This is a genomic window from Terrabacter sp. Soil810, assembly GCF_001429645.1.
Classification (GTDB): domain Bacteria; phylum Actinomycetota; class Actinomycetes; order Actinomycetales; family Dermatophilaceae; genus Terrabacter.
This window is the reverse complement of record NZ_LMSW01000003.1, coordinates 33,247-59,437: the sequence shown is the minus strand read 5'-3', so window position 1 is coordinate 59,437 and position 26,191 is coordinate 33,247. Positions and strand designations below refer to the sequence as shown.

25 protein-coding genes are annotated in these 26,191 nt (G+C 72.4%); 18 read left to right on the top strand and 7 right to left on the bottom strand.

The window, feature by feature from the left end; translation table 11 throughout:
* Window positions 1-2: 2 nt before the first annotated feature.
* Together ASG96_RS04295 and ASG96_RS04290 are read left to right on the top strand one after the other, a co-directional pair.
* Window positions 3-950 (top strand): hypothetical protein, encoded by a 948-nt coding sequence (locus ASG96_RS04295; RefSeq protein WP_056760965.1) that lies wholly within the window; start codon window positions 3-5, stop codon window positions 948-950.
* A complete protein-coding gene (locus ASG96_RS04290) occupies window positions 940-2,643 on the top strand; it encodes a lipopolysaccharide biosynthesis protein (RefSeq protein WP_057586873.1) in 1,704 nt (567 codons plus the stop codon). Before ASG96_RS04295 ends, ASG96_RS04290 begins: the two co-directional genes overlap by 11 nt.
* 11 nt (window positions 2,644-2,654) lie before the next feature.
* On the opposite strand, the gene ASG96_RS04285 is transcribed toward ASG96_RS04290, so the two are convergent.
* The gene (locus tag ASG96_RS04285; protein WP_057586871.1) at window positions 2,655-3,893 is read right to left on the bottom strand and encodes a glycosyltransferase family 4 protein; all 1,239 of its coding nucleotides are present in this window, start codon (window positions 3,891-3,893) and stop codon (window positions 2,655-2,657) included.
* Window positions 3,894-4,007: 114 nt separating this feature from the next.
* Between ASG96_RS04285 and ASG96_RS04280 the strand changes: the two genes are divergently transcribed.
* On the top strand, window positions 4,008-5,069 hold the full coding sequence (locus tag ASG96_RS04280; protein WP_057586870.1) for a glycosyltransferase family 1 protein: 1,062 nt from the start codon (window positions 4,008-4,010) through the stop codon (window positions 5,067-5,069).
* A gap of 1 nt (window position 5,070) precedes the next feature.
* Here ASG96_RS04280 and ASG96_RS04275 read toward each other — a convergent pair whose 3' ends face one another.
* Window positions 5,071-5,745 carry a phosphatase PAP2 family protein gene (locus ASG96_RS04275; RefSeq protein ID WP_057586868.1) on the bottom strand — a complete coding sequence of 225 codons (675 nt, stop codon included), beginning with the start codon at window positions 5,743-5,745 and terminating at the stop codon, window positions 5,071-5,073.
* Between the two features lie 68 nt (window positions 5,746-5,813).
* On the opposite strand from ASG96_RS04275, the gene ASG96_RS04270 reads away from it, so the two are divergent.
* Both ASG96_RS04270 and ASG96_RS04265 read left to right on the top strand, forming a co-directional pair.
* Window positions 5,814-6,725: a nucleotidyltransferase family protein gene (locus tag ASG96_RS04270; RefSeq protein WP_056760979.1), complete on the top strand. Its 912-nt coding sequence runs from the start codon at window positions 5,814-5,816 to the stop codon at window positions 6,723-6,725.
* Between the two features lie 38 nt (window positions 6,726-6,763).
* The gene (locus ASG96_RS04265) at window positions 6,764-7,018 is read left to right on the top strand and encodes a PqqD family peptide modification chaperone (protein WP_157610644.1); all 255 of its coding nucleotides are present in this window, start codon (window positions 6,764-6,766) and stop codon (window positions 7,016-7,018) included.
* Window positions 7,019-7,068: 50 nt separating this feature from the next.
* Here ASG96_RS04265 and ASG96_RS04260 read toward each other — a convergent pair whose 3' ends face one another.
* Entirely contained in the window at window positions 7,069-8,490 is a 1,422-nt protein-coding gene (locus ASG96_RS04260) for a polysaccharide biosynthesis tyrosine autokinase (protein WP_235509060.1), read from the bottom strand.
* Between the two features lie 118 nt (window positions 8,491-8,608).
* On the opposite strand from ASG96_RS04260, the gene ASG96_RS04255 reads away from it, so the two are divergent.
* The 8 genes from ASG96_RS04255 (at window position 8,609) to ASG96_RS04220 (ending at window position 17,098) form a co-directional block, all read left to right on the top strand.
* Window positions 8,609-10,615, top strand: coding sequence for a glycosyltransferase (locus ASG96_RS04255; protein WP_235509059.1), 2,007 nt, complete (start codon window positions 8,609-8,611; stop codon window positions 10,613-10,615).
* Entirely contained in the window at window positions 10,612-11,958 is a 1,347-nt protein-coding gene (locus ASG96_RS04250; RefSeq protein WP_056760988.1) for an O-antigen ligase, read from the top strand. The genes ASG96_RS04255 and ASG96_RS04250 overlap by 4 nt, the downstream gene beginning before the upstream one ends.
* A complete protein-coding gene (locus ASG96_RS04245; protein ID WP_057586863.1) occupies window positions 11,955-13,112 on the top strand; it encodes a glycosyltransferase family 4 protein in 1,158 nt (385 codons plus the stop codon). The genes ASG96_RS04250 and ASG96_RS04245 overlap by 4 nt, the downstream gene beginning before the upstream one ends.
* A complete protein-coding gene (locus tag ASG96_RS04240) occupies window positions 13,109-14,128 on the top strand; it encodes a glycosyltransferase family 4 protein (protein ID WP_056760994.1) in 1,020 nt (339 codons plus the stop codon). Before ASG96_RS04245 ends, ASG96_RS04240 begins: the two co-directional genes overlap by 4 nt.
* Window positions 14,128-15,279: a glycosyltransferase gene (locus tag ASG96_RS04235; RefSeq protein WP_056760997.1), complete on the top strand. Its 1,152-nt coding sequence runs from the start codon at window positions 14,128-14,130 to the stop codon at window positions 15,277-15,279. Before ASG96_RS04240 ends, ASG96_RS04235 begins: the two co-directional genes overlap by 1 nt.
* Window positions 15,276-16,055: a hypothetical protein gene (locus ASG96_RS04230; RefSeq protein WP_056761000.1), complete on the top strand. Its 780-nt coding sequence runs from the start codon at window positions 15,276-15,278 to the stop codon at window positions 16,053-16,055. Before ASG96_RS04235 ends, ASG96_RS04230 begins: the two co-directional genes overlap by 4 nt.
* Window positions 16,052-16,393 (top strand): hypothetical protein, encoded by a 342-nt coding sequence (locus ASG96_RS04225; protein WP_056761002.1) that lies wholly within the window; start codon window positions 16,052-16,054, stop codon window positions 16,391-16,393. Before ASG96_RS04230 ends, ASG96_RS04225 begins: the two co-directional genes overlap by 4 nt.
* 108 nt (window positions 16,394-16,501) lie before the next feature.
* A complete protein-coding gene (locus tag ASG96_RS04220; RefSeq protein ID WP_056761005.1) occupies window positions 16,502-17,098 on the top strand; it encodes a hypothetical protein in 597 nt (198 codons plus the stop codon).
* Window positions 17,099-17,170: 72 nt separating this feature from the next.
* Here ASG96_RS04220 and ASG96_RS04215 read toward each other — a convergent pair whose 3' ends face one another.
* Complete coding sequence (locus ASG96_RS04215; protein ID WP_056761009.1) at window positions 17,171-18,157, bottom strand: MauE/DoxX family redox-associated membrane protein; 987 nt, start codon at window positions 18,155-18,157, stop codon at window positions 17,171-17,173.
* Between the two features lie 100 nt (window positions 18,158-18,257).
* Here ASG96_RS04215 and ASG96_RS04210 point away from each other — a divergent pair, with 100 nt between their 5' ends.
* Both ASG96_RS04210 and trpS read left to right on the top strand, forming a co-directional pair.
* Window positions 18,258-19,064 (top strand): exodeoxyribonuclease III, encoded by an 807-nt coding sequence (locus ASG96_RS04210; protein ID WP_056761011.1) that lies wholly within the window; start codon window positions 18,258-18,260, stop codon window positions 19,062-19,064.
* Between the two features lie 55 nt (window positions 19,065-19,119).
* Window positions 19,120-20,169, top strand: a complete 1,050-nt coding sequence (gene trpS / locus ASG96_RS04205; protein ID WP_056761013.1) for a tryptophan--tRNA ligase — start codon at window positions 19,120-19,122, stop codon at window positions 20,167-20,169.
* A 39-nt stretch (window positions 20,170-20,208) separates the two neighbouring features.
* Here the strand turns inward: trpS and ASG96_RS04200 are convergent, their stop codons facing one another.
* The gene (locus tag ASG96_RS04200; protein WP_057586861.1) at window positions 20,209-21,291 is read right to left on the bottom strand and encodes a glycosyltransferase family 4 protein; all 1,083 of its coding nucleotides are present in this window, start codon (window positions 21,289-21,291) and stop codon (window positions 20,209-20,211) included.
* 90 nt (window positions 21,292-21,381) lie between these two features.
* On the opposite strand from ASG96_RS04200, the gene ASG96_RS04195 reads away from it, so the two are divergent.
* From ASG96_RS04195 to ASG96_RS04185, 3 genes are read left to right on the top strand one after another with little or no spacing between them, the layout of a single operon-like run.
* Window positions 21,382-21,912: a 2'-5' RNA ligase family protein gene (locus ASG96_RS04195; protein ID WP_056761019.1), complete on the top strand. Its 531-nt coding sequence runs from the start codon at window positions 21,382-21,384 to the stop codon at window positions 21,910-21,912.
* Window positions 21,913-21,948: 36 nt separating this feature from the next.
* A complete protein-coding gene (locus tag ASG96_RS04190; protein ID WP_162262014.1) occupies window positions 21,949-23,022 on the top strand; it encodes a YihY/virulence factor BrkB family protein in 1,074 nt (357 codons plus the stop codon).
* 41 nt (window positions 23,023-23,063) lie between these two features.
* On the top strand, window positions 23,064-23,741 hold the full coding sequence (locus tag ASG96_RS04185) for a bifunctional 2-polyprenyl-6-hydroxyphenol methylase/3-demethylubiquinol 3-O-methyltransferase UbiG (RefSeq protein WP_057586859.1): 678 nt from the start codon (window positions 23,064-23,066) through the stop codon (window positions 23,739-23,741).
* A gap of 29 nt (window positions 23,742-23,770) precedes the next feature.
* Here the strand turns inward: ASG96_RS04185 and ASG96_RS04180 are convergent, their stop codons facing one another.
* Entirely contained in the window at window positions 23,771-25,291 is a 1,521-nt protein-coding gene (locus tag ASG96_RS04180) for a hypothetical protein (RefSeq protein WP_057586857.1), read from the bottom strand.
* A gap of 114 nt (window positions 25,292-25,405) precedes the next feature.
* Window positions 25,406-26,149, bottom strand: a complete 744-nt coding sequence (locus ASG96_RS04175; RefSeq protein WP_057586854.1) for a succinate dehydrogenase/fumarate reductase iron-sulfur subunit — start codon at window positions 26,147-26,149, stop codon at window positions 25,406-25,408.
* Window positions 26,150-26,191 lie beyond the last annotated feature (42 nt).

The window sequence follows — 26,191 nt, the reverse complement described above, 5'->3', positions numbered from 1 at the left end:
CGGTGCCCGCGGCATACGTCGTCCTCAGCCACACCGAGGCCGACCAGGTCACCCGGCTCGTGCACGCCATCCTGCGGTCGAGCCCCGAGGCGACGGTCTTCGTCACCCACGACGCGCGCCGCACCCCGGCCCCCGTCATCGATGACGAACGCGTGCACGTCCGCAGCCACGGCAGAGCTACCGACTGGGGGTCGTGGGAGCTCGTCGAGGTCACCCTCGAGGCGATGCGTGAGGCCCGTGACGCCGTCGACCCCGACCTCCTGGTGCTCGTGTCCGGCCAGTGCTACCCGGTGCGGCCGCTCTCGGCCTGGGAGCACGAGCTGCTCGCTGCCGGCGGCTGGCAGGGCACCGCACGCGAGCTCGCCTACGCCCGCGCCTGGGGGAGCCGCCACGGCACCGGCGACGACGAGCTGACCCGCTACACCCACCGCTGGTACCCCGTCGGTGCGCTCGACGGGGTCCTGCGCTCCGGACGCCTCCCCGGTCGGGCGCTCTGGGCGCTGGCCCACCGCACCGAGCCCCTCGTGTCGCTCCGCGTCGTCGCGCGGGGCCGTGGTGCGCACGTGGGCCTCCGCGGCCGTATGCCGTCCGGTTCCTCCGCGATCCACCTCGGCTCCCAGTGGCTGGCGCTCGACCGGGAACGCCTCGATCTCGTGCTGCGCGAGCTCGGTGAGGGGAGCCCGCTGCGACGGGTCTACGAGCGCTCGGTCATCCCCGACGAGTCAGCCGTCCAGACGGTGCTGGCCCGGCAGCAACCGCCGGCCGTCGCGCGCCCGGTGTCGTACTCGGTGTGGATGGCGGGCGACGACACGACGCGGACCTTCGGCATCGACGACCTCGACGAGATCCGGGCCTCGGGCTCACCCTTCTGCCGTAAGGTCCACACGGTGCGCAGCGCGGAGCTGATGGACGCCCTCGACCGGGTGAACGGGGTCGGACGTGGCGAGTGACCGACCCGACGAGGGCGCGGCCGACCCGCGCCCCGACGACGCGACCCCGGCGGGCTTCCCGAGCACGCCCGCGGCCGCCGAGGTCGAGGCGGACCTGCTCCTCCCCGACCGCCAGGTCGACGACCTCGAGGCGCAGCCCGCGGGGCAGATGAGCCGGGAGGGTCTGCAGGAGGGTGCCGTCCGCGGTGCCGTCTGGACCGTCATCCACACCTTCATCGCCATCCCCGTCGCCTTCCTCGTCAACCTGCTCATGGCCCGCGTGCTCGGTGCCGCCGACTACGGCCGCCTCGCCTTCCTCACCGCCCTGATGGAGGTCGTCTCCCGGATGCTGACGGCCGGGTTCGGCTCTGCCGTCATCCAGTTCGGCGCCAAGGCCCACGCTGCCGGGCGCACCGAGGCGGTGTCCAGGCTGCTCTCGCAGTCGCAGGGCTTCCGACTCCTCGTCGTCATGCCCGTGCTCTCGGTCGTCGTGCTGCTCTTCGCCGACGTGTCCACGAGCGCCATGGTCATCGCCATCGTCTTCGGCATCGTCGTCCCAGCGGCGCTCGACGGTGCCGTCGCCTGCCTGACCATCGAGAACAAGACCGCCGACGGCGCCAAGATCGCGCTCGTCACGTCGCTGGCCACCCAGGTGGCGGTCGTCGCCGTCGTGCTCGCCGTCGGAACCCCCGACGCCGTCTGGACGATACGGCTCATCGTCAGCGGGGCGGCCGTCGCACTCTGCCTCGTGCCGATCTCGGCCGTCTACCGCCGGGCCGTGCTGCGACCGGTCCTGCCCACGGGGATGCCGACCGGCTTCTGGCGCTATGCCGTGCCCGTGGGCCTGGCCAGCGTCATCGGCGGGCTGGTCATGTCGCGCAGCGAGATCTTCTTCATGAACTGGCTCGCGGCGCCGGCCGCGGTCGGGGTCTTCGCCCTGGCCTTCGGGCTCGCCGGGCACGTCTTCGCGCCCGCCCAGGCCTTCGTCGGCCCGCTCGTGCCAGCCATCTCGGGCCTCATGGAGGTCGACGCACCGGCCGTGCGGCCGGCCTTCCGGCGCGTGCTGCGGGCCGGGGCCACCGTCGTCGGGCTCGTCGAGGCGGTGGCCGTCGTGCCGCTCGCCGTGCTCGTGCCCGTGCTCTACGGTCCGGAGTTCGTCGAGGCCGGCCCGGTCGTCGTCGCCCTCGGCGTCTCGGCGGGCTTCGTCACCGTCGCGAGCCCGGTCGTGGCCTTCGTCTCGGCCCGGCTGTCGGCCGGCGAGATGCTCAAGGCGACGTCGGTGGCGCTCGTCGTCGACGTGGTCCTCGCCCTCGCCCTCATCCCGCCTCTCGGGGTGTGGGGTGCCGTCATCGCGAACGTCGGCGGCTCGATGACGAGCCTGCTGCTGCTGACCCGGTCGGAGCTGCGCGGGCTGGGCATCACGGTGTCGCTGGCGATGCGCGACGCCCTGCCATGCTTCGTCGGGGCAGCCCTGGCCGGCGTCCTGATGGTCGCCGGTGACGTCACCCCCGGCAACGAGTGGCTGCGCGCCCTCGGCGTCGCGGTCGTGGGTGGCCTGGTCTACGTCGCCGTCCTGCGGGTGACCCGCTCGGGCCTGACGGTGCCCGACGCCGACGCCATCATCCGGGCGCTGCCCCGACCGGCGCGTCGTGTCGGCCCGTGGGTGCTCGGACTGCTCACCGGCCGCGCCCTCGACGCACCCGGCACGTCCTGACGGCTCGAGGCTCAGCGGCTCGACGGCCCCTCGCGGCCGGGTCCGCCGGCGCTCACGGACCCCTGGTCCGCGGCACCCTCGTTCTCGGGTCGCAGGACGTCCGCGTGGAGCGCCGCGTAGGACTCGGCCACCGCCTGCCAGGAGTAGCGGCGAGCGGACGCCTCGCCGGCCGCGCCGAGGGCCGAGCGCCGAGCAGGGTCGTGCAGGAGCGACTCGACGACGTGGGCCACCGCCGCGGTGTTGACCGGGTCGACGAGCACGCCGTCGACGCCGTCCGTGACGAACGACGCCGGGCCGCCGAGGCTGGTGGCGACGAGGGGGGTCCCGGCGCGCCACGCCTCGAGGGCGACGATGCCGAAGGCCTCGCGACGGCTCGGCATGACGACGACGTCGGCCCGCCGCATCCACGCGTCGACCGCGGCCTCGTCGAGAGGACCGACGAGCCTGAGGCGGTCGCCGAGACCGAGCCCGTCGCCCAGGGACCGCAGAGCCTCACGCTGCGATCCGTCGCCGCCGAGGACGAGCGTGACGCGCAGGTCGGGATCCATGCCGGCGACCGCCTCGACGAGCAGGTCGAAGCCTTTCGTCATCTCGAGTCGGCCCACGCCGAGTACGAAGGGGCCGTCACCGAGGTCGAGATCGTCGGGCAGGACGCTCGAGGATGTCTTCGTCGGGGCCGGTCCCACACCATTCGGTACGACCTCCCCACCGATGAGGCCGAAGCGATTCCGAAGGTCCTCGAGCACGGGTTCCGAGCAGCCTGTTGTCGTCGCAGCCGCGGAGATCGCCCACCGGAGTCCCAGTCGAAGCAGGGCTGAGGTGCCGAAGACGTCGTGGTCATCCGCCGTCGTCTCGCCGTGACTCGACAGCACGAGGGGCACCCTTGCTCTGCGGGCCAGTGCGGCGGCATATACCCCGTTGGGGCCGAAGCACTGGACGTGCAGGAGGTCAGGGTGGAAGGCGCGGAACGCCGATCTCCACGCCTTCCAGGCGCGGGGCGCGGCCAGCCCGAAGCTCATGAGGGCTCTGCCGGACCGTGCCGGCATGGGAGTCGGCAGGTGGCGCACGACGGTGCCGTCGAGCTCGGTGACTCCGAGGTGCTCGCCGCGGTCGACGGTCCAGACCTCGACCTCGGTGCCCCGGCCGCGCAGCTCGCGCGCGACGTGTCGGACGTGCGACTCCACCCCGCCGAGGTGCGGGTGGTAGGACGAGGTGACGAGCGCGATGCGGGGCCTACCGACACCACCCATCGCGGCTCCTCTCGGTCGGCGCCGCGAGCTGACCGGCTCGCGTGCGGTATCACCCTACGATGCGAGGGCGGACCGTCCCGCACTCGACCAGCACCCCGACAGGCAGGAACAAGCGTGCCCCGGCTCACGATCGTCACGACCGCGACGGCGGTGCCCATGGGCGCGCAGGCCTACGAGCGACACATCGTCTCGCGTGCGGCAGCCGCCCTGGCGGCACTCGCCGTGCCGGACGAGGACTGGCGGGTCCGGCACGTCGTGGCGCGCTCGCTGCGGTCGCCCCTGGCCGGCACGCTCCGTCTGCCGATGGGCTGGCTCGGGGACGCGTCCCCGAGCGCTCGCGCGGCGGCCGGCCGTCTCGCGTACGCCCGCGGTGGTCTCGTGCACCGGATGAACCTCGAGCTGCCGCCCGCGCCCCGCGAGGTCGTCACCCTCCACGACGTCGTGGCGTGGCGCTACGCCGATGAGTCCGCGCCCGTAGCCGCCGCGGCCCACGAGCTGCGCCGGGCCGCGGCCGTCGTCTGCGTCTCGACCTTCACCGCGGCGGAGGCCGTCGACCTGCTCGGGCTGGAGGACCCCGTCGTCGTGCCCAACGGGGTGGAGGACCGTTACTTCGGCGCGGCGCCGCTCGGCGCCGACGCGCTGGCCGGGCTGGGGGTCGAGGGCCCGTACGTCCTCACGGCCGGCGGGGCGTCCGAGCGCAAGAACCTCGCCGCGCTGGCCGAGGCGTGGCCGCGGGTGCACTCCGCCCGCCCCGACGTGACGCTCGTCCTCGCCGGGCCGCCGCACGCCCGCCGCACCGAGCTCTTCGGCGCGCTGCCCGGCGTTCGCTTCGTCGGGCGCGTCTCCGACGAGGTGCTGCCGAGGCTGTACGCCGCCGCGTCCGTCGTCGTCGTCCCCTCTCTCGTCGAGGGCTTCGGGCTTCCGGCGCTCGAGGGCATGGCCACGGGCGTGCCCGTCGTCGCCTCCGACCGGTCGTCGCTGCCCGAGGTCGTCGGCGACGGCGGCCTGCTCGTCGAGCCCACCGGCGGGGCGCTCGCCGACGGGATCCTCGACGTCCTCGCGGGTGGCGACGACGTCGAGGCGATGGCGCGCCGCGGCCTCGAGCGGTCGCGTCGCTTCACCTGGGAGGCGAGCGCCGAGGGGCACGCCCGGGTCTGGCGCTCGGTCGGCGACTGACTCAGGCGACCCGGTCGGGGTCGCCGCCTTCGCGGGCGTCGCTGGTGCCGGCAGGGTCCGCCGAGCCGCGGGCCCGGACCTCCGCTGCGAGGTTGGGGGAGTCGCCGCCGACCACGGCGAAGGTCGCGGCGGCCACGGCGACCACGAGCAGCGCGCTGCCGACGACGTCACGGGGCTGGTGGGCGTACCACGTGACGTTGCCGAGACCGATGCAGAACGCGGCCACACCCAGTCCGACCAGACCGTGTCGCGTGACCGGACGCGGCCAGACGACAGCCACCCCGACGAGCAGGCCGAGGCCCGCAGCCGCGTGGTTGGACGGGAAGGCGTCCCCGCCGATGCCGAAGGTGTCGCGCACGCGCAGCTCGAGGGCGATGAACGTCGCTGACGCGGGGATGACGACGCCGGCGAGGGCCCGCTGCCAGCCACGTCGCACCAGGGCCAGGAGCGCGAGGACGAGCACCGCGGGAGTAAGCACGACGATGACGAGCGGACGCGCCAGCCGGTCCAGACCCTGGCGCAGCGGCACGGGCAGCTCGTTGAGGACCCAGTTGCGCGTGGCCTCGTCGACGGACACCCCGACTCCGGTGCGGGTCGACGCGAGCGCCGTCACCACGAAGGCCGCCGCGGCGGCGACCGCGAGACCGGCCCAGCGGAGGCGATCGCCATGCGGCACGTGCGCCTCCTACGGGGCTGTTATGGTGCGATCGACCAGTCCGCTTGCAGTCTATGGGGGTTCGCGCGATGGCAACCCACGAGGCGACGGAGGCCCCCGCAGCGGGGGCCACGGTGCCTCTCGAGGTCCGGATCGGATTCGCGCACGCCTGCCTCCAGTGGATCGCCGACCGGTGCGGCGCCGACCTGCTGCACGTCAAAGGCGCGGCGCTCGACCCGACACTGGTGCCAGGCCGCGGCTTCTCCGACGCGGACGTGCTGGCCCGGCCCGAGCACGTGCGGATGCTGCTCGACGAGCTGCGCCACCACGGGTGGGAGCTGATCAACTCCTTCGCGTACGGCTCGTCGTTCGAGCACTCGGCGACGTTGCGGCACAGCGACTTCGGACTGCTCGACCTGCACCGCATCTACCCGGGCACCGGGCCGACGCCCGGGCGCGCCTTCGACACCCTCTGGGCCGAGCGCACGACGAGGGTGCTGGGCGGCGTCGAGTGCGCCGTCCCCTCGCGGGACGCCCAAGCCGCCCTCCTGCTGCTCCATGCCGCGCGCGGGGGCAGCGACCCGAAGGCCGCCCACGACGTCGACTGGGTGTGGACAACCGCCGACCAGGCCCGGCGCGCCCGCATCCTCGACTGGGTCGAGCGGCTCGACGCCGGACTGGGCTTCTCCGTCATCACGGGCACCCTCGACGACCACCGCGACGACCCGGCCTACGACCTCTGGCGCGTCGCGTCCCGGGGCGGCACCCGCATGGACGAGTGGCGGGCCCGGGTCCGGGCGGCGCACGGGCTGCGTGCAAAGCTCACGGTCGCGTCACGGTCGGTGCTCGTCAACGTCGAGCACCTGACGATCGTGCGCGGCCGACCGGTGACGCGCCGCGAGATCGTGGCCGAGTTCTTCGGCCGGCCGGCACGCGGCCTGCGGGAGCAGGTCGCGCGTCGCGCCCGTGGTTCCCGGGCGACCGGGGAGCGAGAGCAGTGACCGCCGCCTACCGGCCCGGACCGGATGCAGGGGTCACCGTGAGCGACGACGGACAGTGCGTCTACGTCGCACACCTGCCCGGCGGACCGATCGTCGTGCTCGAAGGTGCGGCTGCGCTGATCTGGGTCGAGGCGACGACGGAGCCCGCGACCGGCTGGGTCGCTCGCGTCGCCGAGGCCTTCGGGCAGTCCGAGGAGGTCATCGCCGCCGACGTCGCGGCGTTCGTCGCCGACCTGGGCGCGCGGGATCTGCTCGTGACTGCACCGACGGAGGCGCCCGGCACGCCGGGCTGAGCCCGAGCGCCGGGCGTCGCGGGCGCCACCCGCCCCACCGTGGCCCGGGGTCAGGCGTGGCGCTTGGCCTGTGCTCGCCTCTCGCGGCGGCTCGGCTTCGCGTCGGCGCCCCGGTTGTAGCCGTAGTAGCCGTAGCGGTGCGCGGTCGACGAGCCGGCCGACACCATGTTGAGCGCGAAGCCCGCGACCGGGGCGTCCACCGTCTCGAGGGACTGGACGGCGCTCGCGAGGTCGCGCTTCTTCGTGCGCTCGGCCCCGACGACCATGATGAGCCCGTGCGTCAGCTTGTTGATGAGCACGGCGTCGATGACCGGGACGACCGGGGGGCTGTCGACGAGGATGAAGTCGTAGTCGTGCGACAGCTTGCCGAAGAGGATCTCCATCGGCTCCGAGCCGAGCAGCTCGCTCGGGTTGGGCGGGACGGGCCCGGCCGGCAGCACGTGCAGCGTCGTCTCGCGCCACCGCTGGACGACGTCCTCGGGGTCGGCCTGACCGAGCAGGAGGGTGGTCAGTCCGAACGAGCCGTCGAGACCCATCGTGCTCGCGACCGAGGGGTTGCGCAGGTCGCCGTCGATGAGCAGCACCTTGGACCCGGCGTCGGACATCGCGAGCGCGAGGTTGATCGTCGTCGTCGTCTTGCCCTCACCGGGCACCGACGACGTGACGACGAAGGAGTGGCCGGCCGTGGTGACGTCGACGAAGAGGATGTTGGTGCGCAGGCGACGGATCGACTCCGCGTGCCGCCCGTGCGGGTCGCTCTCGAGCGAGAGCAGGCCGCTCTTGACCGACTTGACCATCGGGATGTCACCGAGGATCGGACGGTTCGACAGGGCCTTGACGTCGTCCTCGGTGCGCACCTTCGTGTCGAAGGTGTGTCGGAGTAGCGCGAGGCCGATGCCGAGGGCCAGGCCGAGCAGGGCACCGAGCATGAGGTTGCGCTTGGCGTTGGGGGACACGGGCTCGGTGGGCACGGTGGCCGGCGCGATCGGCGTGGCCTCGACCGACTGCCCGTTGGCGGCCAGGAGCGGGGAGAACTTCTTCGTCGCGACCTCGGCGAGCACGGGGCCCGCCGTGTTGGCGATGCGGGCGATCAGCTCCGGGCTGCCCCCGGTGGCGGTGATCGTCATGACGTTGGAGGTCTGACCCACCTCCGCGGACACCGCGATGGGCGTCCCGGGCTCGAGACCGAGTCGGTCGCGCAGGGGCTCGATGACGGACGGCGCGTTGAGGACGTCGATGTACCTGGCCAGGTCGTCGGCGCTCAGGGCGTAGGTCACGACCTGGTTGTTCGTGCCCGCCCCGGGCGGCTGCGTGGCGGACAGGAAGATCTTCGCGCTGGCGGTGTAGACGGCAGGCGTCACCATCGTCTGGACCGCTGCGGCCGCGATCACGGCGAGCAGGCTCACCGCGATGATCCGCCACCGTGCCCCCAGAACGCCCAGGAACTCCCGGAACGTCACTTTGCCCCCCACGCCTCAACTCGACAGTACGTGCGGCGATCCTCCCATATCATCCAAGGGGTTGTGCCGAGTCGCAGACATCCGGGGCTCGGCACGGGGAGAGGGGTGAGTGGTCATGTGGGCACTGCGCGTGTCCCACAGCGCCGTCGTCGACGCGTGGCGTGAACGGGAGCGGGCTCTGCGTCGCCTGGGCCACCGCGTCGACGTCGTGTCGGCTGCCGCGTGGTCGGAGGGTGGGCGCCGCGTCGCGCTGTCGGTGCGCCCTGACGAACCCGTCGTCCCCGCACGGACCATCGGCTCCCACCCGGCCCTCTTCCTCTACGACCCGCGTCCGCTGTGGCGGGCTCTCGGCCGGCCCGTCGACGTCATCGACGTCCACGAGGAGCCCTTCGCCCTCGCGACCGCCGAGGTGCTGCTGCTCCGGTGGCTGCGCCGTCAGCGCGCCCCGTACCTGCTCTACTCCGCCCAGAACCTCGACAAGCGCCACCCCGTCCCGTTCCGCTGGTTCGAGCGGATGGCGCTGAGGCACGCGAGCGGCCTCAACGTGTGCAACGAGGCCGCCGGGCACATCGCCGAGCGCAAGGGCTTCCCGGGTCGGGCCCGCACCATCGACCTCGGCACCGACCTCAACGTCTACACACCACCCGCGTATGCCGTCACGCCTCGCGAGGTGCCCGTCGTCGGGTTCGCGGGACGCCTCGACGCGGCCAAGGGGGCCGACGTGCTCCTGCGCGCAGTGGCCCTCGAGCCGGCCGTACGCGTACGCCTCGCCGGTGACGGACCCGAGCGGCACCGGCTGGTCGAGCTGGCGGAGGGGCTCGGCGTCGCCGACCGCGTCGAGCTCCTCGGCGCGCTCGCACCCGAGGGGCTGCCCGACTTCTACCACTCCCTCGACGTGCTGGTCGTCCCATCGCTGACGACCCCCTCCTGGGTCGAGCAGTTCGGCCGGGTCGCCCTGGAGGCCATGGCCTGCGGCACCCCCGTCGTGGTCAGCGACAGCGGGGCGCTGCCCGAGGTGGTCGGCGAGGCCGCCATCGTCGTCGCCGAGGGCGACGCCGCCGAGCTCGCCAAGGCGATCGGAGCCGTGGTGCACGACCCCGACGTCGCGCAGAGGCTGCGTGCCGCGGGGCTCGCCCGGGCTGCGACGACGTCCTGGGACCGAGTCGCGGTCGAGCACGACGCGATGTACCGCGCCGCGACGAAGCAGTGGTCCACGGACGTCACCGACGAGCGTGGGCTCGAGGTCGTCGTCGTCGCGTACGGCCAGCCCGAGCTGCTCGCCTCGGCGCTCGAGCCGCTCGGCGCGCTGTCGGTGACCGTCGTCGACAACTCGTCGTCACCTGACGTGCGGGCCGTCGCCGAGGCCGCCGGGGTCCGCTACGTCGACCCGGGGCGCAACGGCGGCTTCGGCGCCGGTGTCAACGAGGCGCTGCGACGTGTCGATCCGCGCGCCGACGTGCTCCTCGTCAACCCGGATGCCGTCGTCGGCACGGGAGACGTCGCGCTGCTGCGCGCCGCCCTGCTCGCCGAGCCCGACCTCGCGAGCGTCGGACCGACACAGGTCGATGCCACCGGCACACCGGCGCGCGTCGAGTGGCCCTTCCCGTCGCCCCTCGGGACGTGGGTCGAGGCGGCCGGACTCGGCCGCCTGAGGCGCAGCCGCTACGTCATCGGCGCGGTGCTGCTGCTCCGCCGCGAGGCCATCGAGCACGTCGGGCCTTTCGACGACGAGCGCTTCTTCCTCTATGCGGAGGAGACCGACTGGGCGCAGCGCGCGAGCCTGCTCGGTTGGCGGCACGCGGTCGTGCCGGCTGCACGAGCCACGCACGTGGGTGCGGCCACGAGCACCGACCCGACCCGGCGTGAGGGGCACTTCCACGCGGCCCAGGAGGTCTATCTCCGGAAGCACTTCGGCGCCCTCGGCTGGCAGGTGGCCCGCGCTGGGCAGGTCACCGGCTCGACCGTGCGCGGAGTCCTGCTCCGTGGTGAGCGTGGGCGCTCCGCCCGATCCCGGGCGCGGCTCTACCTCGCCGGTCCCGTCCGGTCCGAGGTGCGTCCCGACGACGCGCGGCGCCCTGCGCCGACGGGCACCGCCCGTCCCGACACCGCGACGCCCGTCCGGTCGGAGGCGTCGTGAGCAGTCTGTTCCCCGAGCGGCTCCGCGGTCCGGGCCGCACCGACCTCCTCGCGCAGGTCGGGTTCACACTCGCTGGTGTCGCCCTCGTCGCGCTCGTCGGGCGTCTCGCGGTCACCATGCCCGAGGCCGCCGTCATCATCGCCGTCGCTGTGCTCGCCATCGGAGTCACCGCGGTCCAGCCGGGGCTCATCCCGCTTGCCGTCCTGCCCCTGTTGCTCGTGGTCCTGCGCATCGGCAGTGGGGGGATCGACTTGTCCCTGTCTGACTTCGCTCTCGCCGCTGCGGTGATCCCGGCGCTCTTCCTCGCCAAGCGCCCGTTCTCATCGGGGCTGCGCGCCGTACTCTGGGCCTCGGCCCTCTACCAGTTCGCCACACTCATCAGTGTCGTCAACAACCCGTACGCCGCCAATGCCGTCGAGTGGGCGCACGCATGGGTCCTGGTGGCCGGGTCCCTTCTCGTCGGCTGGGCCGTCGGCGCCAACGGCCATGGCCGGGCCGGTGTGCGTCTGCTCGTCGGCACCATCGCGGTTCTGGCTCTCATCACCGTCATCGAGGGCAGCGTGCACCTTGCCCAGGGAGACTTCTCAGCGGTCTACCCCACCTTTCCCTACGGCATGCACAAGAACTTCGCCGGCACGGTGTGTGCCACCGGAGCGGTCATGGTCTACGCCAGGCCGACGTGGGCGGGCATCAACCGGCGATGGTCAATCCTGCTCATGGCTCTGATGCTCGCCGCCGTGCTGTTCACACAGTCGAGACAGGCGGTCATCGGTCTCGTGGCGGCGGTCTTCGTCCTCGTGCTCCGGTCGAAGACCGATCGCAGGAGGTCGAAGCTCGTGCTGCTCCTCGCCGCCCCACTCGTGCTCTTCGTGACCAACCTCGTGCAGGACCAGGTCCAGTCGGGCAACCAGTTCAACTCGGTCTTCCAGCGTCTGACGTGGTTCCAGGACTCGATGACCGTGTGGTCGTCAGACCCCTGGTTCGGCGTCGGGCTGCGCTGGTGGTACACCGACAGGTTCCCGTTCCAGTTCCAGCCGCCCAACGCCGAGATCGAGGTGCTGACCTCCGTCGGGGTCGTCGGGCTCGCCGCCTTCGTGCTGCTCATGGTCGTCTCCCTGCGAGTGGCGTGGCGGCTCGACCCGGCGTATGGCTCCATGGCGGTTGCCGTGCTCGTGTCGCGCGTGGTTCAGGGCCAGTTCGACCTGTTCTGGTCGGCGGTCCAGGGCTCCCTGCCCTTCGTCGTTCTCGGGCTCTGCCTGGGTGCGAGCTGGCATGCGGAACGAGAGATCGCGACGACCACCGATGTCGCCATCAGTTCTCGTCTACCGGTGGGCACGGCGTGACGACCATCGTCCAGATCACACCCGAGATCGGTCCGGGCACGGGGGTGGGGGCGGTGGCGTACCACCTCGAGCAGGAATGGCTGCGGCTCGGCGTCGACGTCCGGCGGTTTACTCTCGATGAGGCCGGCGGCGCCTGGCTCTCGACACCCCGCGGGGGCGTGTCGGGGCGGCTGGCGCTTGTCGGGCGCGTGGTCTGGTTCTCGACGGTGGGCACGGCCCGCGCGCGTCGTTACCTGCGGGACCATCCGGAGCAGCTGTCGGTGTGCCACAACGACGCGGTGGCTGGCGACGTCTACGTCAACCACGGGATCGTCCAGGCCGCCATGCGGGCGCGTGGCCACCACTGGGTCCGTATGGCCCGCAACCCCCTCCACCTCTTCACGACGACCCGTGACCGGCGCCGATACTCGCACGCAGGCAGCCACCGGGTCGTCGTCAACCTCGTCACCGACGAGGAGCGGCTGCTCCGCGAGTCCTACCCTCGCCTCGCGATCCCGACCGTCGTCATCGGCAACGGTGTCGACGTCGAGCGCTTCCGGCCGCCGACTCCCACCGAGCGGGACGCGGCCCGTCGTGAGCTGGGGCTCGGCGCCGACGACCGGATGGTGCTCTTCATCGGCAACGAGTTCGGGCGCAAAGGCCTGCCGATGCTCGTCGACGCGGTCGCGCGGCTAGGGCCAGAGGTCCGTCTGGTGGTCGTCGGGGGCACTCCTGACATGATCGCGTCGGAGGCCGCCCGGGAGCCCGCCACCGCGCTTGCCCATCGCCTGGTCTTCGCCGGCGCCCATTCCGACCCCCGGCCCTGGCTCCACGCCGCGGACGCCCTCGCCATGCCGAGTGCCTACGAGTCCTATGGGCTCGTCGTCCTCGAGGCGCTCGCCTGCGGCGTTCCTGTCGTCGCCACCCCCACCGGCTGCGTCCCCGACGTCGTCACCGACGGTGTCAACGGTGCCGTCGTCGGGGCCGACCCCGACGAGCTCGCCGCAGGTCTCGCGCGCGTCCTCGCACTCGACCCGGCTGCTGCGGCTGCGGCGGCGCGGGAGAGCGCGGAGCGGCATTCGTGGGCCACCGTCGCCCAGCGCTATCTCGACCTGCTGACCGGACTGCGTCCGGGGCGCTCCACGTCGGCCGGGGTCGGCGGGGCAGCGGCGTGAGGATCCTGCACGCCATCCGCTCCGACGCGTTCGCAGGCGTCGAGAGCCATGTCGCCCGACTGGCCAGAGCGCAGCTCGCAGCCGGGGACGAGGTCCTCGTGCTCGGCGGTGACCCCGACCGGATGACCGACGCCGCCGGACCCGGTGTCCGCACCCGTCCTGCGGCCACCGTCACCCAGGTGCTCGCGACCGTGCGCCAGTGGGCGAGCCATGCTGACGTCGTCCATGCCCACATGACCGCAGCCGAGATCGCCTGTGCCACAGCGCTGGTCGGGGTCCGTACGCCCCTCGTCGTCACCCGGCACTTCGCCCGCGACCGCGGCAGCAACCGCGTCTCGGCCGTCGCGGCGGCAGCCGCCGCCCGCCGGGTCGACGCCCAGATCGCGATCAGTCACTACGTGGCCGAGATGATCGCGGGCGCGAGTGTCGTCATCCATCCCGGGGTCGACTCGACCACGAGCACCCGCACCGCGCAGGACCGCGACCGCGTCGTGCTCGTGGCCCAGCGGCTCGAACCCGAGAAGGACACCGACGTGGCGCTCCGCGCGTTCGCGGCCTCTGGCATCGCCGCGGACGGGTGGCGCCTCGAGGTCGCCGGTGACGGTGCTGAGCGCCGGCGGCTGACGGAGCTCGCGGACGATCTGGGCATCGCCGAGGCGACCTGCTTCCTGGGGCACCGCAGCGACGTCCCGGCCCTCATGGAGCGCGTTGGCGTGCTGCTCGCGCCCTGCCAGATCGAGGGCCTCGGACTCACGGTGCTCGAGGCGATGGCCGCCGCCCTGCCGGTCGTCGCGGTCGGCGCTGGCGGCCACCTCGAGACCGTCGGAGCCGTTGCCGGGGCCGCACTGCACCCGCCCGGCGACGCCGACCGGGCCGGAGAGCTGCTCCGCGAGCTCGCGGGGCACCCGGAGCGTCGCGACGGGTACGCCGCGGCGCTGCAGGGTGTCCAGCGCGACCGCTTCACGCCCGCGCACCAGGCGCAGGAGACCGCGGCGGTCTACCGGGGCGTGGTCTGATGGACCTCGTCGTCACCTCCCTCGAGGCCTGGGACCGCGTGTGGCGTCGCAACCAGCACCTCGTCGCCGGCCTGCTGCGCCGCGACCCCGGCCTGCGAGTGCTCTTCGTGGAGCCGGCCACCGACCCGCTCCATGCCGCCCTCGGCGCGAGTCAGCCGAGACTCGGTCGGGGACTCCGTGCCGGGCCGCCGCTCGACGGCGTCCGCGCCGAGGCCCTGTGGCTGCTCGAACCCACGAAGTGGCTGCCCCGCCGGGTCGACCGTCGGCTCGACGAGCGTTGGGCCCGACAGGTGCTGCGCGCCACGCGCACTCTCGACATGACAGATCCGCTGCTCTGGGTCAACGACCCCACGGGGTCGCTGCTCGTCGAGGCCACGCAGTGGCCATCTCTCTACGACGTCACCGACGACTGGACCCTCGCCGAGCGATCGACGGCCGAGACCGAGCGGGTGCTTGCCCAGGAGCAGGTCCTGCTGACCCGGTGCGACGAGGTGGTCGTGTGCTCGCCCGCGCTCGCAGCGAGCAAGGGGGCGCTGCGGGAGGTGACGCTCGTGCCCAACGGCGTCGACACCGCCGCCTATCGCGTCGCGCACGACCGACCGACCGACCTGCCCGACGGACCGGTGGCGGTCTACGTCGGGACCCTTCACGGTGACCGGCTCGACATCGACCTCTGCGTCGCCACGGCGCATGCGCTCGACGTGACCCGCCACCTCGTGCTCGTCGGACCGAACGCGCTCGCGCCTGAGCAGCGTTCGCGTCTCGACGATGCCGGTGTGGTCATGCTCGGTGCCCGACCCAGCTCCGAGGTGCCGGCCTACGTCCAGCACGCCGACGTGCTCGTCGTGCCCCACGTCGTCACCCCGTTCACGGACAGCCTCGACCCGATCAAGCTCTACGAGTACCAGGCCGCGGGTCGGCCCGTGGTCTCGACGCCGGTGGCCGGGTTCCGTGACGTCGTCGACGAGCTCGTCACCGTCGCCGGGCACGAGACCTTCGCGGCCGCCGTCGTCAGGGCGCTCGCGGACGCCGGTGGCGACGGTCACGCGGCGACGGACCGGGAGCGGGCGGCGGACGCCGACTGGGCCCGCCGGGTCGACCAGGTCGACGTGGTCCTCCAGCGGCTGCGCGAGCGCGGGGCCGTCGAGTGACGGCCCCGGACGTCGACGAGGCCGTGCTGCACGTCGCGGCGCTCGGGGCGACGATCGCGATCGCGCTCCCTGACCACCGACTCCGGGCACCCGCTCGACAGGCGTGGTCGGCGTGCCGCACGCCGCCCGTCGTCGAGTGCCCCTCGGTGACGGCGCCCGCGCTGGTGGTGGACGCCGGTGCGGACGACATCGCCCGGGCCCTCCAGTCCCTGACGCAGCTCGTCACCCGTGCGGCGATCCTGGCCCGTGCCGGCGAGCTGATGATGTTCCACGCCTCCGCGCTCAGCGACCAGCGGTCGGGTGCGACGATCGCGATGGTCGCACCCGGAGGCACGGGCAAGACGACGCTCGTGCGCACGCTCGGTCCGGGCCGGGGCTACGTCACCGACGAGACCGTCGCGGTTGCTGCGGACCGTTCCGTCGCCGCGTACTCCAAGCCCCTGTCCGTGCGTCGGACGGAGCCCGGGCAGCCCAAGGACGAGGTCGCACCTGCCTCTCTAGGACTCCGACCACCGCAGGTGCAGCCGTGGCTCGCCGGGATGGTGCTGCTGCGACGGGACCGCGAGGCCGGCGAACCTGTGGTCGTCGAGCAGGTCGACCTGCTCGACGCCCTCGTCCTGCTGGCCCCGGAGTCCTCCTCGCTCGCGTCGTTCGACCGCCCGCTCCATCGGCTGGCCGACCTCGTGGAGTCGGTCGGTGGGCTGCGACGGGTCCGCTACCACGACGCGGCTGACGTGGAGCCGGTCGTCGCCGACGTCCTCGGGAGGTCGCGGTGAGCGACACGGAGCCGGTCCTCGGGCCCGACACCGTCCTGGTTCGGGGCGACCTGCTCGACACGTACTCGACCGACGACGGAACGGTCGTCCTCGTCGCAGGGGCCGCGGGGCACCGCGTCGTGCGGCTCTCGCCCCTGGGCCACGCCGTCCACTCTGCCGTCGGACCGGGGCGGACGCTGGCCGAGCTCGAGGTCGAGCTCGTGTCTCTCCTGGGGCAGCCACCGACCGGGGACCTGTCTGACCTGGTCCGCTCAGCCGTGCACTCGCTGGTCGACGAGGGGGTCGTCGTCGCAGGTCAGGTGCCCAAAGACGACAATTCGGGCGACATCCGATCGTGATCTCCCTGGAGGGTGCCAAGGTGTGCGATTTCCGGCATCGAGGGCGCCCTGTTCCGGTATGTTGACGAAGCACTTGGGGGTTTCAGTCATCGAGTGGGGGATACATACATGTCACACAATCACGGTGCCGACTCGGCGCCTCCGAGCCGTCGCTCGGTCGTCAAGGGCGCGGCTTGGGCCGTGCCTGCCGTCGTGGTTGCCGGGGCTGCGCCCACGGTCGCCGCGTCAGCAGGGTTCCTGACCTTCAGCGGCAACGCGTGCAAGCTTCCCGGCAACTCCCAGAGCGTCTTCAAGGGCTACGTCTTCGAGCTGTTCGCCAACAACGCGGCGGGACCTCTGCCCCGAGATGCCATCACGGAGATCACCGGCATCAGCGTGTCCGGCTTCCCCGACCTCGGCGCCTTCGCCGTGGTCGTCAAGGGCCCCAACGACTCGTGCTCCTGCGGCCCGTGTCCCGGGACGGTCCTGGCCCACACCTTCTGCACCGCAGACGGCCACCTCAACCAGCGCATCCTCATCTTCACCAGCGCGGACGTCACGGGCAACAGCGCGAACGCGACGGTGACGGTGACCTACCGTCAGTTCGACTGCAACAACACCAGCACGTGCGGGGCACCCACCAACGGGAGCGCCTCGACCGTCATCTCGAGCACCCCGCCGGTTCAGGGCCCGTGCACCATCGTGGACCCGACGCCGCCGACCTGAGGNAAAGCCGCAACCACCCCGTGGTCGCGGCTTGCGTCGTGTCCGCGGCCACTCGGTCGCGACCCGCGAGCGTCACGACGTCATGAGACCCAGCTCGACGCGGATGTCGTCGACGAAGGCGGTCACGTTCGCGGCACCGACGACGGGCCCACCGGCCAGCAGACCGTCGGCCCCCAACAGCACGGCGCTCGGCGTCCCACGCAGGCCGAAGGACTCGTAGACCAGGCCCTCGGTGTCGTGCAGGCTCTGCGGCTCGACGGGCGAGGCCAGGGCCGTCTCGTCTGGCGCCGACCGCACGACGAGGCGCACGTCGAGAGCAGGGAGGTCGTCTCGCCAGCCCGGTGCTCCCGCGATGACGTCCTGGCAGCTGGCGCAACCCTCTGACACGTAGAGGAGCAGCTGCGGGCGTGCCTCGCTCAGGCGCCGCAGGTGGGTGACCGAGCCGTCGCCCAGCGTCACCGGCAGGGCGGGTGTGCGCGTGCGGACGTAGTCGCCCTCCTCGTCGGTGTGGGCCGGCGGGTCCTCCCGCCGCTCCGGTGCCGTGGCCGGCCCGGCGACGAGCCACGTCGTCACGGCGGTGGCGAGGGCCGCGACGAGCCACCACCACGGCAGCCGCTCGTCGGCGACGCGCGCCGCCACCGATGAGCCCTGGGTCGCCACCCCGAGCGTGACGGCCGCCAGGGCCACGAGCCAGGCGTTGCGCACGACCGTGCGACGTGTGATGCGTCCGGGCGCGAACTCTCCGAAGCAGGCACACTCGACGTCCTCGTCGAAGGCGAGGGCACGCACCACGAGCACGAGGTATGCCGTGAAGAGCAGGACCGCGGCCACGCCGGCGACCACGCCCACGGGCCCGCCCACGAGGAGCAGGACGACGGCGAGCAGCAGCTCACCCCACGGCAGCGCCTCGACGACGAACCTCCCGGAGAGCGGAGCCGGCACACGGAGGTCACGGAAGGCCTCGGCCGACGCGCTGGGCGAGCGCAGCTTGCCGACCGCGCTGACGACGAGGACGACCGCGAGGATCACGGGCGCGAGGGCGAGGGCATCGGTGGGCACGTCGCATTCTAGGCAGGGGACGGCATACCACCGGGGGTGATCGGTCGATCCGACGGGGCGGACGGCGACCTGTCGGTCGCCTCCTGCACAATCGGGGACCATGCGCGTCGTCACGGCCAACGTCAACGGGATCCGAGCAGCGGCGCGACGGGGCATGGTGCCGTGGGTCCAGCAGGCCGAGCCCGACGTCCTGTGCCTCCAGGAGGTGCGTGCCGACGACGTCGAGCTCGCCAAGGTGCTCGCCGACGCCGGCCTGGTCCACTGGTCGGTCGCGCACACGGAGGGCTCCGCCAAGGGGCGTGCGGGCGTCGCCGTCGTCACGCGCGAGCCCCAGGCGGTGGTGCGGGTCGGCATCGACGGGGCGTTCGCCGACGAGGGGCGCTGGGTCGAGGCCGACGTCGTCACGGCGGCCGGTCCGCTGACGGTCGTCTCCGCGTACGTCCACACGGGCGAGGCCGGCACCGAGCGGCAGGACGTCAAGATGGCCTTCCTCGGGGCCATGACGCAGCGCATGACGCGCGCGGCCGAGGCCGACGAGCTCGTCCTCGTCACGGGCGACCTCAACGTCGCGCACCGGGAGGCCGACCTCAAGAACTGGAAGGGCAACCTCAAGAAGGCCGGCTTCCTGCCCGAGGAGCGGGCGGTGCTCGACGGCTGGTTCGCCGGCGGTGACTGGGTCGACGTCCAGCGCCGTCACGCGGGCGACGTCGCGGGCCCGTACTCGTGGTGGTCCTGGCGGGGCAAGGCCTTCGACAACGACGCCGGGTGGCGCATCGACTACCAGCTGGCGACGCGGCGACTGGCCGCGACCGTCACCGACACCTTCGTCGGACGCGCGCCGACGTACGCCGAGCGCTGGAGCGACCACGCGCCCGTCGTCGTCGACTACGCCCTCGAGGAGGGCTGACCCGCCCCACCCGGCGACGCCGCGCAGCGGACCGGTTTGGGGACCGCGGGCTCCCATGGGCCAGAATGCACCCATGTCCTCGACGCCCTCCCTCCCGACCACGACGCCGCGCAGCCTCTCGGGCATGCAGCCGACGAGCGACTCGCTCCACCTCGGCAACTACATCGGCGCGCTGGTCGAGTGGGTGCGTCTCCAGGAGACGCACGACGCCTTCTACTTCGTCGCCGACCTGCACGCCCTGACGGTCGCCCCCGATCCTGCGGTCCTGCGCGAGCGCACCCGCATCACGGCGGCCCAGTTCATCGCGGGAGGCGTCGACCCGTCGCGCTCGACGCTCTTCGTGCAGAGCCACATCGCCCAGCACACCGAGCTCTTCTGGGTGCTCGGCACGCTGACCGGCTTCGGCGAGGCGAGCCGGATGACCCAGTTCAAGGACAAGTCCGCCAAGGGCACCAACACCAACGTCGGCCTGTTCGCCTACCCCGTGCTCCAGGCCGCCGACATCCTCATCTACGACGCGAACGTCGTGCCGGTCGGCGAGGACCAGCGTCAGCACCTCGAGCTCTCGCGCGACCTCGCGGGCCGCTTCAACCAGCGTTTCGGCGACACGCTCGTCGTGCCCGAGCCGCACATCATGAAGGCGACGGCCAAGATCCAGGACCTCCAGGAGCCGACGGCCAAGATGAGCAAGTCGGCGACGTCCGACGCGGGACTCGTGAGCCTGCTCGACGAGCCGTCGCGCATCGCCAAGAAGATCCGCTCGGCCGTCACCGACGCCGAGCGCGAGATCCGCTTCGACGAGGACAACAAGCCCGGCATCTCCAACCTGCTCTCGATCCACTCCGCCCTGTCGGGCACTCCGGTGTCGCTCCTCGAGGAGGCCTATGCCGGCAAGGGCTACGGCGACCTCAAGAAGGACGTCGCCGAGGTCGTCGTCGAGGCCGTGACGCCGTTCCGCATCCGCACGCTCGAGCTGATGACGGATCGTGCAGAGCTCGACCGCATCCTCGCCGACGGCGCCGAGCGTGCGCGGGCGGTCGCCGAGGCCACGGTCCGCCGCGTCTACGACAAGGTCGGCCTGCTGCCCAGCACCCTGCGCTCCTGAGGAGTCGCACGGGGGCCGTGCAGGTTGGGACCGGCGCGCTCAACCTCTCCGGGCGACCAACTCGTCTGCGATCGCCTCGAGGGCCGATGCCAGGTGCTCCACGGTGAACCGTCGGGCCACAAATTCCGGCCCCCGGCGCGCACGGTCGTGCCACGAGGTGTCTGTCAGGGCCTGCCTGAGCCGGGACGGGTCGCCCGCTGGGACGACGAGCATGATCGACGGATCGACGTAGTCGGCGACGCCGCTGACGCCGCTGATGACGACCGGTGTGCCCAAGGCGAGGTTCTCGAGGAGGACGGTCTGGCCCGACGACATCTCGCACTCCCGAAGAGGAAGCACCATGACGTCCGCGCGGGCATAGAGCTCGCGCAGCTCGGTGATGGGAACGTCGCTGCGGAAGGAGACGTCGAGACCGTCCGCCGACTCACGCGCCTGGGAGCGGTTCCACGCATCGGTGACGACGACGAGCTGCTCGCCTGGACGCAGGGCCGCCATCAGGGTCGGGTAGTCCTTGCCCGCGTTGGTGCCCACCGACAGCCGGCCGCCGTCGCGGGGGCGCGTGCTCGCGGAGAAGTACTGCGTGTCGACGCCGAGCGGGACCCAACGCACGGTCTCCGCCGTGCGCGCGAGCCGGCGGGCGAGGGGTTCGCGGTGCGAAGACGAGAAGACCGTGATCAGGTCTGCTCCCCGCAAGGCGGTGCGCTGCAGGACGCCGCCGGGTCCCGGCCGCGACGTCGCGTCGAGGGCCGCGACGGTCATCGCGATCACCGGGCGACGGATGAGACCCAGCCGGCGGAGTAGGAGGGCGGGGACCGCAGCGGCCTCGTGCGTCGCGATGACGACATCGACCTCTCGCTGGACGCCCAAGAGCCACCACAGCTGCGACACGCGCCAGCCCACGCGGCGGGTGAGTCTCGAGGTCACAGGCCGGGTGTGGTGGACGACGTGGTGCCCGAGGCTGCCCAGCTCGCGCATCCCGAAGAGCCGGTGCGAGGGCACGCGTCCCGCAGCGACGCTCTCGAACTCGTGGCCCCAGTCGGACACGAAGAGGGCCGCGATGCGCAGGCCCGGCTCCGAGCCGAAGCGTGGGCGGCGCTTCCGCCTCCCCCTGTCATCCGTCATGCGCCCAGACTAGGAGCGCGCGTCGACGGGATCTGCGAAAGGCCGGGCCCGGAACCGCGGCAGCGGGATGAGTTCGGTACGGTCGGGTGCGTGAGTGTTGCGCGTCCCACGACGATCGGCGTCTCGATCCCGATCCCGGCCCCGCACGGCGACTACCTCCAGCGCCGCCGGGCCGACTTCGGCGACCCCCAGGCCTGGCAGATCCCCGCACACATCACGCTGCTCCCGCCCACAGAGGTGGACGCGGCGGCCTACGCCGCCTTCCGGAGCCACTGCGCCGACGTCGCCGCCAGCCACGCGGCCTTCGACGTCGTCCTGCGCGGTACGGGCACGTTCCGTCCGCTGTCCGACGTGGTGTTCATCCAGGTGGCCCAAGGGGTCTCGAACTGCGAGGCGCTCGAGGTGTCGCTGCGCTCGGGCCCGGTGAGCCGCGACCTCGAGTTCTACTACCATCCGCACGTCACCGTGGCACACAACGTGCCGGCCGAGTCGCTGGACCTCGCCTTCACCGACCTCGCCGGCTACTCCGTCGCGTTCGAGGTCGGCGCGTACCAGCTCTACGAGCTGGGCGAGGACGACGTGTGGCGTCCCGTGCACGAGTTCACCCTCACCGGGGGCTGACGGGTGCCGGCGCTGGGGCCCCTCATGGACCGGCTCATGGCCACCCGTGCACATCGAGCCTGGACCCGTTATCGCGAGTCGAGCGGCAACCTGCTCGCCGCGGGGGTCAGCTACTACGCGTTCTTCTCCATCTTCCCGGCGCTGGCGCTGGCGTTCGCCATCTTCGGCTTCGTCCTGCAGGGCCGGCCCGATCTCGTCGCGGCCATCGCCGACTCGCTCAACCAGGCCTTCCCAGGGATGATCCAGACCCCGAGCAACCCCGACGGCATCATCAGCATCGCGGCTCCCGAGAGCCTGACCCTGACCCTGACGGGCATCATCGCGTTCGTCACGCTGCTGTTCGCCGGACTGGGCTGGGTGCGGGCGCTGCGCACCGGCATCCGTGGTGTCTTCGGTCTCAGGACCATCCCCGACGACCTCGTGCGCACCAACGCCCGTGACCTTTTCGTCCTCGCGACCGTCGGTCTGGCCGTCGCAGTGTCGGCGATCCTCACGAGCAGCCTCGGCGGTCTGGCCGATCGTGTCCCGGGGTGGATCGGTGTCGAGGTCAACGGTCTGTTCGTGGGGCTGCTGGCGCTGCTCATCGGCGTCGTCTTCGACACCTTCATCCTCGTCGTCCTGCTGCGGGTCCTCTCGGGGGCCCCGCTGCCGATGCGCGACATCCGTCAAGGAGCGGTGATCGGTGCCGTCGTCCTCACGCTGCTCAAGCTGTTCGGAGGGTTCATCGTCAGCCATGCCACCGCGAACCCGCTGCTCGGGGCCGTCGCGCTCTCGGTCGGGCTGCTCTTCTGGCTCGACCTCATGTCCAAGATCATCCTCATCTCGGCCGCGTGGGCCGCGAACGACGTCGACCTCGACCGACTGGGCGACGACAGCGAGCGCTCACCCCTGTCCATAGCCCTGCGTCCCGTGTTCGTCGCCCCGCTCGCCGCCCGTGCGGACCCGAGCCTCGTGCCGTATGCCGCAGCCCCCGTGACCACGCCGGCACCCCCCGCGACCCGCGGCGGCACTTCGAGGTCCACGGACCGCGTGAGCCTGGCAGCGGGCGCCGTCATCGGGGCATTTGCCACCCTTGCGGTCCGGTCTGTGCGTAGGGTCAGGCGTCAGTAGGGCTCCGGACGGGCCCTTGCGTCACGCCTGAAGGGACCGACGTGCAGCCTCCGCAACAAGACGTCTACGTCGAGAACGCGCGGCTCGACGTCGCCCCGTTCATCCCACCGGGAGCGACACGGGTCCTCGACGTCGGCTGCGGCGCGGGGGGTTTCGGCACGACCCTCCGCGCGGTTCTGGGTGATGACGCGACCATCGTCGGGCTTGAGGCCGTGGCCACCCAGGCCGAGTCGGCCCGGCGTGGTCACGGGTTCGACGACGTCGTCGCGGGCTACTTCCCGGAGGCCCTCGACGGCTACCCGCACGCGTTCGACGCCATCTTCTTCAACGACGTCCTCGAGCACATCGTCGACCCGTGGTCGGTGCTGCGACAGGTGCCTCGCTTCCTTTCGGACGAGGGCTGCGTCGTGGCCGCGATCCCGAGCATCCAGTACGCCCCGGTGGTGTTCAAGCTGCTGCGTGGACGGTGGGACTACGTCGACCAAGGCACGCTTGACCGCACCCACGTCCGCTTCTTCACCAAGGCGACGATGGTCGAGATGTTCGAGACCTGCGGGTACGACGTGCTCTCCTGCGTGGGTGCCAACACCATGGGCAGGCGGTGGGCGGCGAGCAACAGTAAGGTGCTGAAGGCGGCGGCCCGGGTGCTTCCCGTGCCATTCGGGAACATGCGGTTCGTGCACTTCGTCGTGGTGGCCCAGCCTCGACGCGCTGGCTGACCCGGCACGTCGACCACGGACCGGGATCGTCAGATCGGCCGGCGGCGGCGCCGCGCAAATGCGACGAGCACGACGCCGGCCGTGACGACGACCCCGGCCGAGGCGAGCACGACGAGCGACATCGTGCGGTCGTATGCCGTCGCCTCGGTCGCGGGTGCGGCCAGTGGGGCGGGGGTGCCGGTCCCCGACGAGGAGGCCGCGGTGCCGGGCGTCTGCGTACCTGCCGTTCCCGTCCCGGCGCCGGTGACGCCGCCGGTGGGCAGCTCGGGCAGGACCGGGGCCGCGACCGGGCCGGTGGACTCCCCGGGCTCGACGAGCTGCCCGACGGGCGTGACCCGGTCGGCGTTGGCGAAGCCCCAGTCGAGCAGGGCGGCGGTCGGCTTCCACGAGCCGGTGACGCTGCCCATCTGGGCGACGACGAGCGTGCGTTCCCCGCGGGTCGCCGCGCCGATGAAGGTGTGCTGCGCGCGGTCGGTGCGGCCGGGCTTGATGCCGACGGCCCCGGGGTAGTGCCGCAGCAGCTCGTTGATGTTGTAGACGTGGAAGGCGGGCCACACCTTCCCGCGCTCGTCCGTGCCGCCGGGGAAGACGGCGTCGCGCTTGGTGATGGTGCTGCGGAACGCCGGCAGTCGCATGGCGTCGCGCCCGATGAGTGCCAGGTCGTAGGCGCTCGACCGCTGGGCGCCGTCGTCGAGGCCGCTCGGGTCGACGGTGAGCGTGTCGTGCGCCCCGATCTCGCGGGCCTTGAGGTTCATCAGGTCCACCGTGGCGTCGTAGCCGCCCGCGGCGTCGGCGAGGGCGTAGACCGCGTCGTTGGCCGAGAACATCAGCATGGCGTCGAAGAGGCTCGAGACGGGGTAGCGGTTGCCGGCGAGGATGCCGACGCGCGAACCGGCAGCGTCCTGCGCGTCCTGTCCGGCGACGACGACCCGTCGCGGGTCGAGCCGCGGCATGAGCGTCAGGGCCGTGAGGGTCTTGAGGGTGCTGGCGGGGCGCAGCCACGCGTGCGGCGACTTGGCGGCGAGGATCTCGCCCGTCTCGAGGTCGGCCAGCACGTAGGACACGTCGTAGACCTCCGGCGGCGGGGGCACCGAGGTGGTCCGGTCGACGAGGACACCGGTCTCAGCCAGACGCGAGCCGCCGACGACCGACTCCGGCTCCCACGCGGGGTGCGCGAACGGCTTCGGCGGCGCGTTGCGGCACACGAGCCGGACCTTGGGCGGCTTCGCCGCAGTCGGGGCCGTCGTGGCCCGGGGGACCGCGCCCGTGGCGCCCGTGGCGCGCGTCGCGCTCGTCGCGCCCGTGGCGCCCGGCGCCGAGGTGGTGGGCCGTGCGGCGGGCTCGTCGGTGGGAAAGACCCGCGGCGTCAGCGTGACGCCGACCGGCACGGCCTGCCGGGTCTGCCACGGCGCACAGGTCGGCGCCACGACGGGCGTTGCCGCGGTCGCGGCGCGGGGGAGTGGTGTCCCGGCTGCCGGCGGGACGGCATACGTCGTCGTCAGGGCGAGCCCGAGCCCGAGCGCGCTGAGCGAGGCGCCCGCGGCGGTCACCGTCCACGGGCGACGTCGTCTAGCGTCTTGAGGCGTCATCGCCGGGAAAGACTAACCCGCCCCGGATGGATCCGGGGCGGGTCGTCGGTGGTCCCGCGGTGGACGCGTCGCGCCTCACTCGCCGCGCATCAGCGCGCCGCGCAGGTCCTTGTTCAGCTGGTTGATGACGTCGAGCGGGATCTCCTTGGGGCACGCCGAGGAGCACTCGCCGATGTTGGTGCAGCCGCCGAAGCCCTCGTGGTCGTGCTGGCTCACCATGTTGACGACGCGGGCGTCGCGCTCCGGCTGGCCCTGGGGGAGCTCGCCGAGGTGGGTGATCTTCGCGCCCATGAAGAGCATGCCGGACGCGTTGGGGCACGCCGCGACACACGCACCGCAGCCGATGCAGGCGGCTGCCATGAAGGCGCGGTCGGCCTTCGGCTTGGGCACCGGCACCGAGTGGGCCTCGGGCGCGGAGCCGGTGTTGGCGCTGATGAAGCCGCCGGCCTGGATGATGCGGTCGAAGCTGCCGCGGTCGACGACGAGGTCCTTGATGACCGGGAACGCGTCGGCGCGCCACGGCTCGATGGTGATCTCGTCGCCGTCGGAGAAGCTGCGCATGTGCAGCTGGCAGGTCGTCGTGACCTCGGGGCCGTGGGCCTTGCCCGAGATCATCAGGCCGCACATGCCGCAGATGCCCTCGCGACAGTCGGAGTCGAAGGCGATCGGCTCCTCGCCGCGGGCGTTGAGCTGCTCGTTGAGCACGTCGAGCATCTCGAGGAACGACATGTCCTCGGAGATGTCGGTGACCGGGTAGGTCACCATCTCGCCCTTGGCCTTGGGCCCGGACTGGCGCCAGATCTTGAGGGTCAGGTTCATCGGGGTCCTCGCAAGGTATCGGAGTGAGGTACGAACGGAGAA

Excerpts from the sequence above, each read along its gene's own strand:
- ASG96_RS04210 (WP_056761011.1), top strand. The coding sequence starts at position 18,258 with ATGCGCGTCGTCACGGCCAACGTCAACGGGATCCGAGCAGCGGCGCGA.
- ASG96_RS04270 (WP_056760979.1), top strand. The coding sequence starts at position 5,814 with ATGGCAACCCACGAGGCGACGGAGGCCCCCGCAGCGGGGGCCACGGTG.
- trpS (WP_056761013.1), top strand. The coding sequence starts at position 19,120 with ATGGGCCAGAATGCACCCATGTCCTCGACGCCCTCCCTCCCGACCACG.
- ASG96_RS04285 (WP_057586871.1), bottom strand. The coding sequence starts at position 3,893 with ATGGGTGGTGTCGGTAGGCCCCGCATCGCGCTCGTCACCTCGTCCTAC.
- ASG96_RS04220 (WP_056761005.1), top strand. The coding sequence starts at position 16,502 with ATGTCACACAATCACGGTGCCGACTCGGCGCCTCCGAGCCGTCGCTCG.
- ASG96_RS04200 (WP_057586861.1), bottom strand. The coding sequence starts at position 21,291 with ATGACGGATGACAGGGGGAGGCGGAAGCGCCGCCCACGCTTCGGCTCG.
- ASG96_RS04235 (WP_056760997.1), top strand. The coding sequence starts at position 14,128 with ATGGACCTCGTCGTCACCTCCCTCGAGGCCTGGGACCGCGTGTGGCGT.
- ASG96_RS04190 (WP_162262014.1), top strand. The coding sequence starts at position 21,949 with ATGGCCACCCGTGCACATCGAGCCTGGACCCGTTATCGCGAGTCGAGC.
- ASG96_RS04175 (WP_057586854.1), bottom strand. The coding sequence starts at position 26,149 with ATGAACCTGACCCTCAAGATCTGGCGCCAGTCCGGGCCCAAGGCCAAG.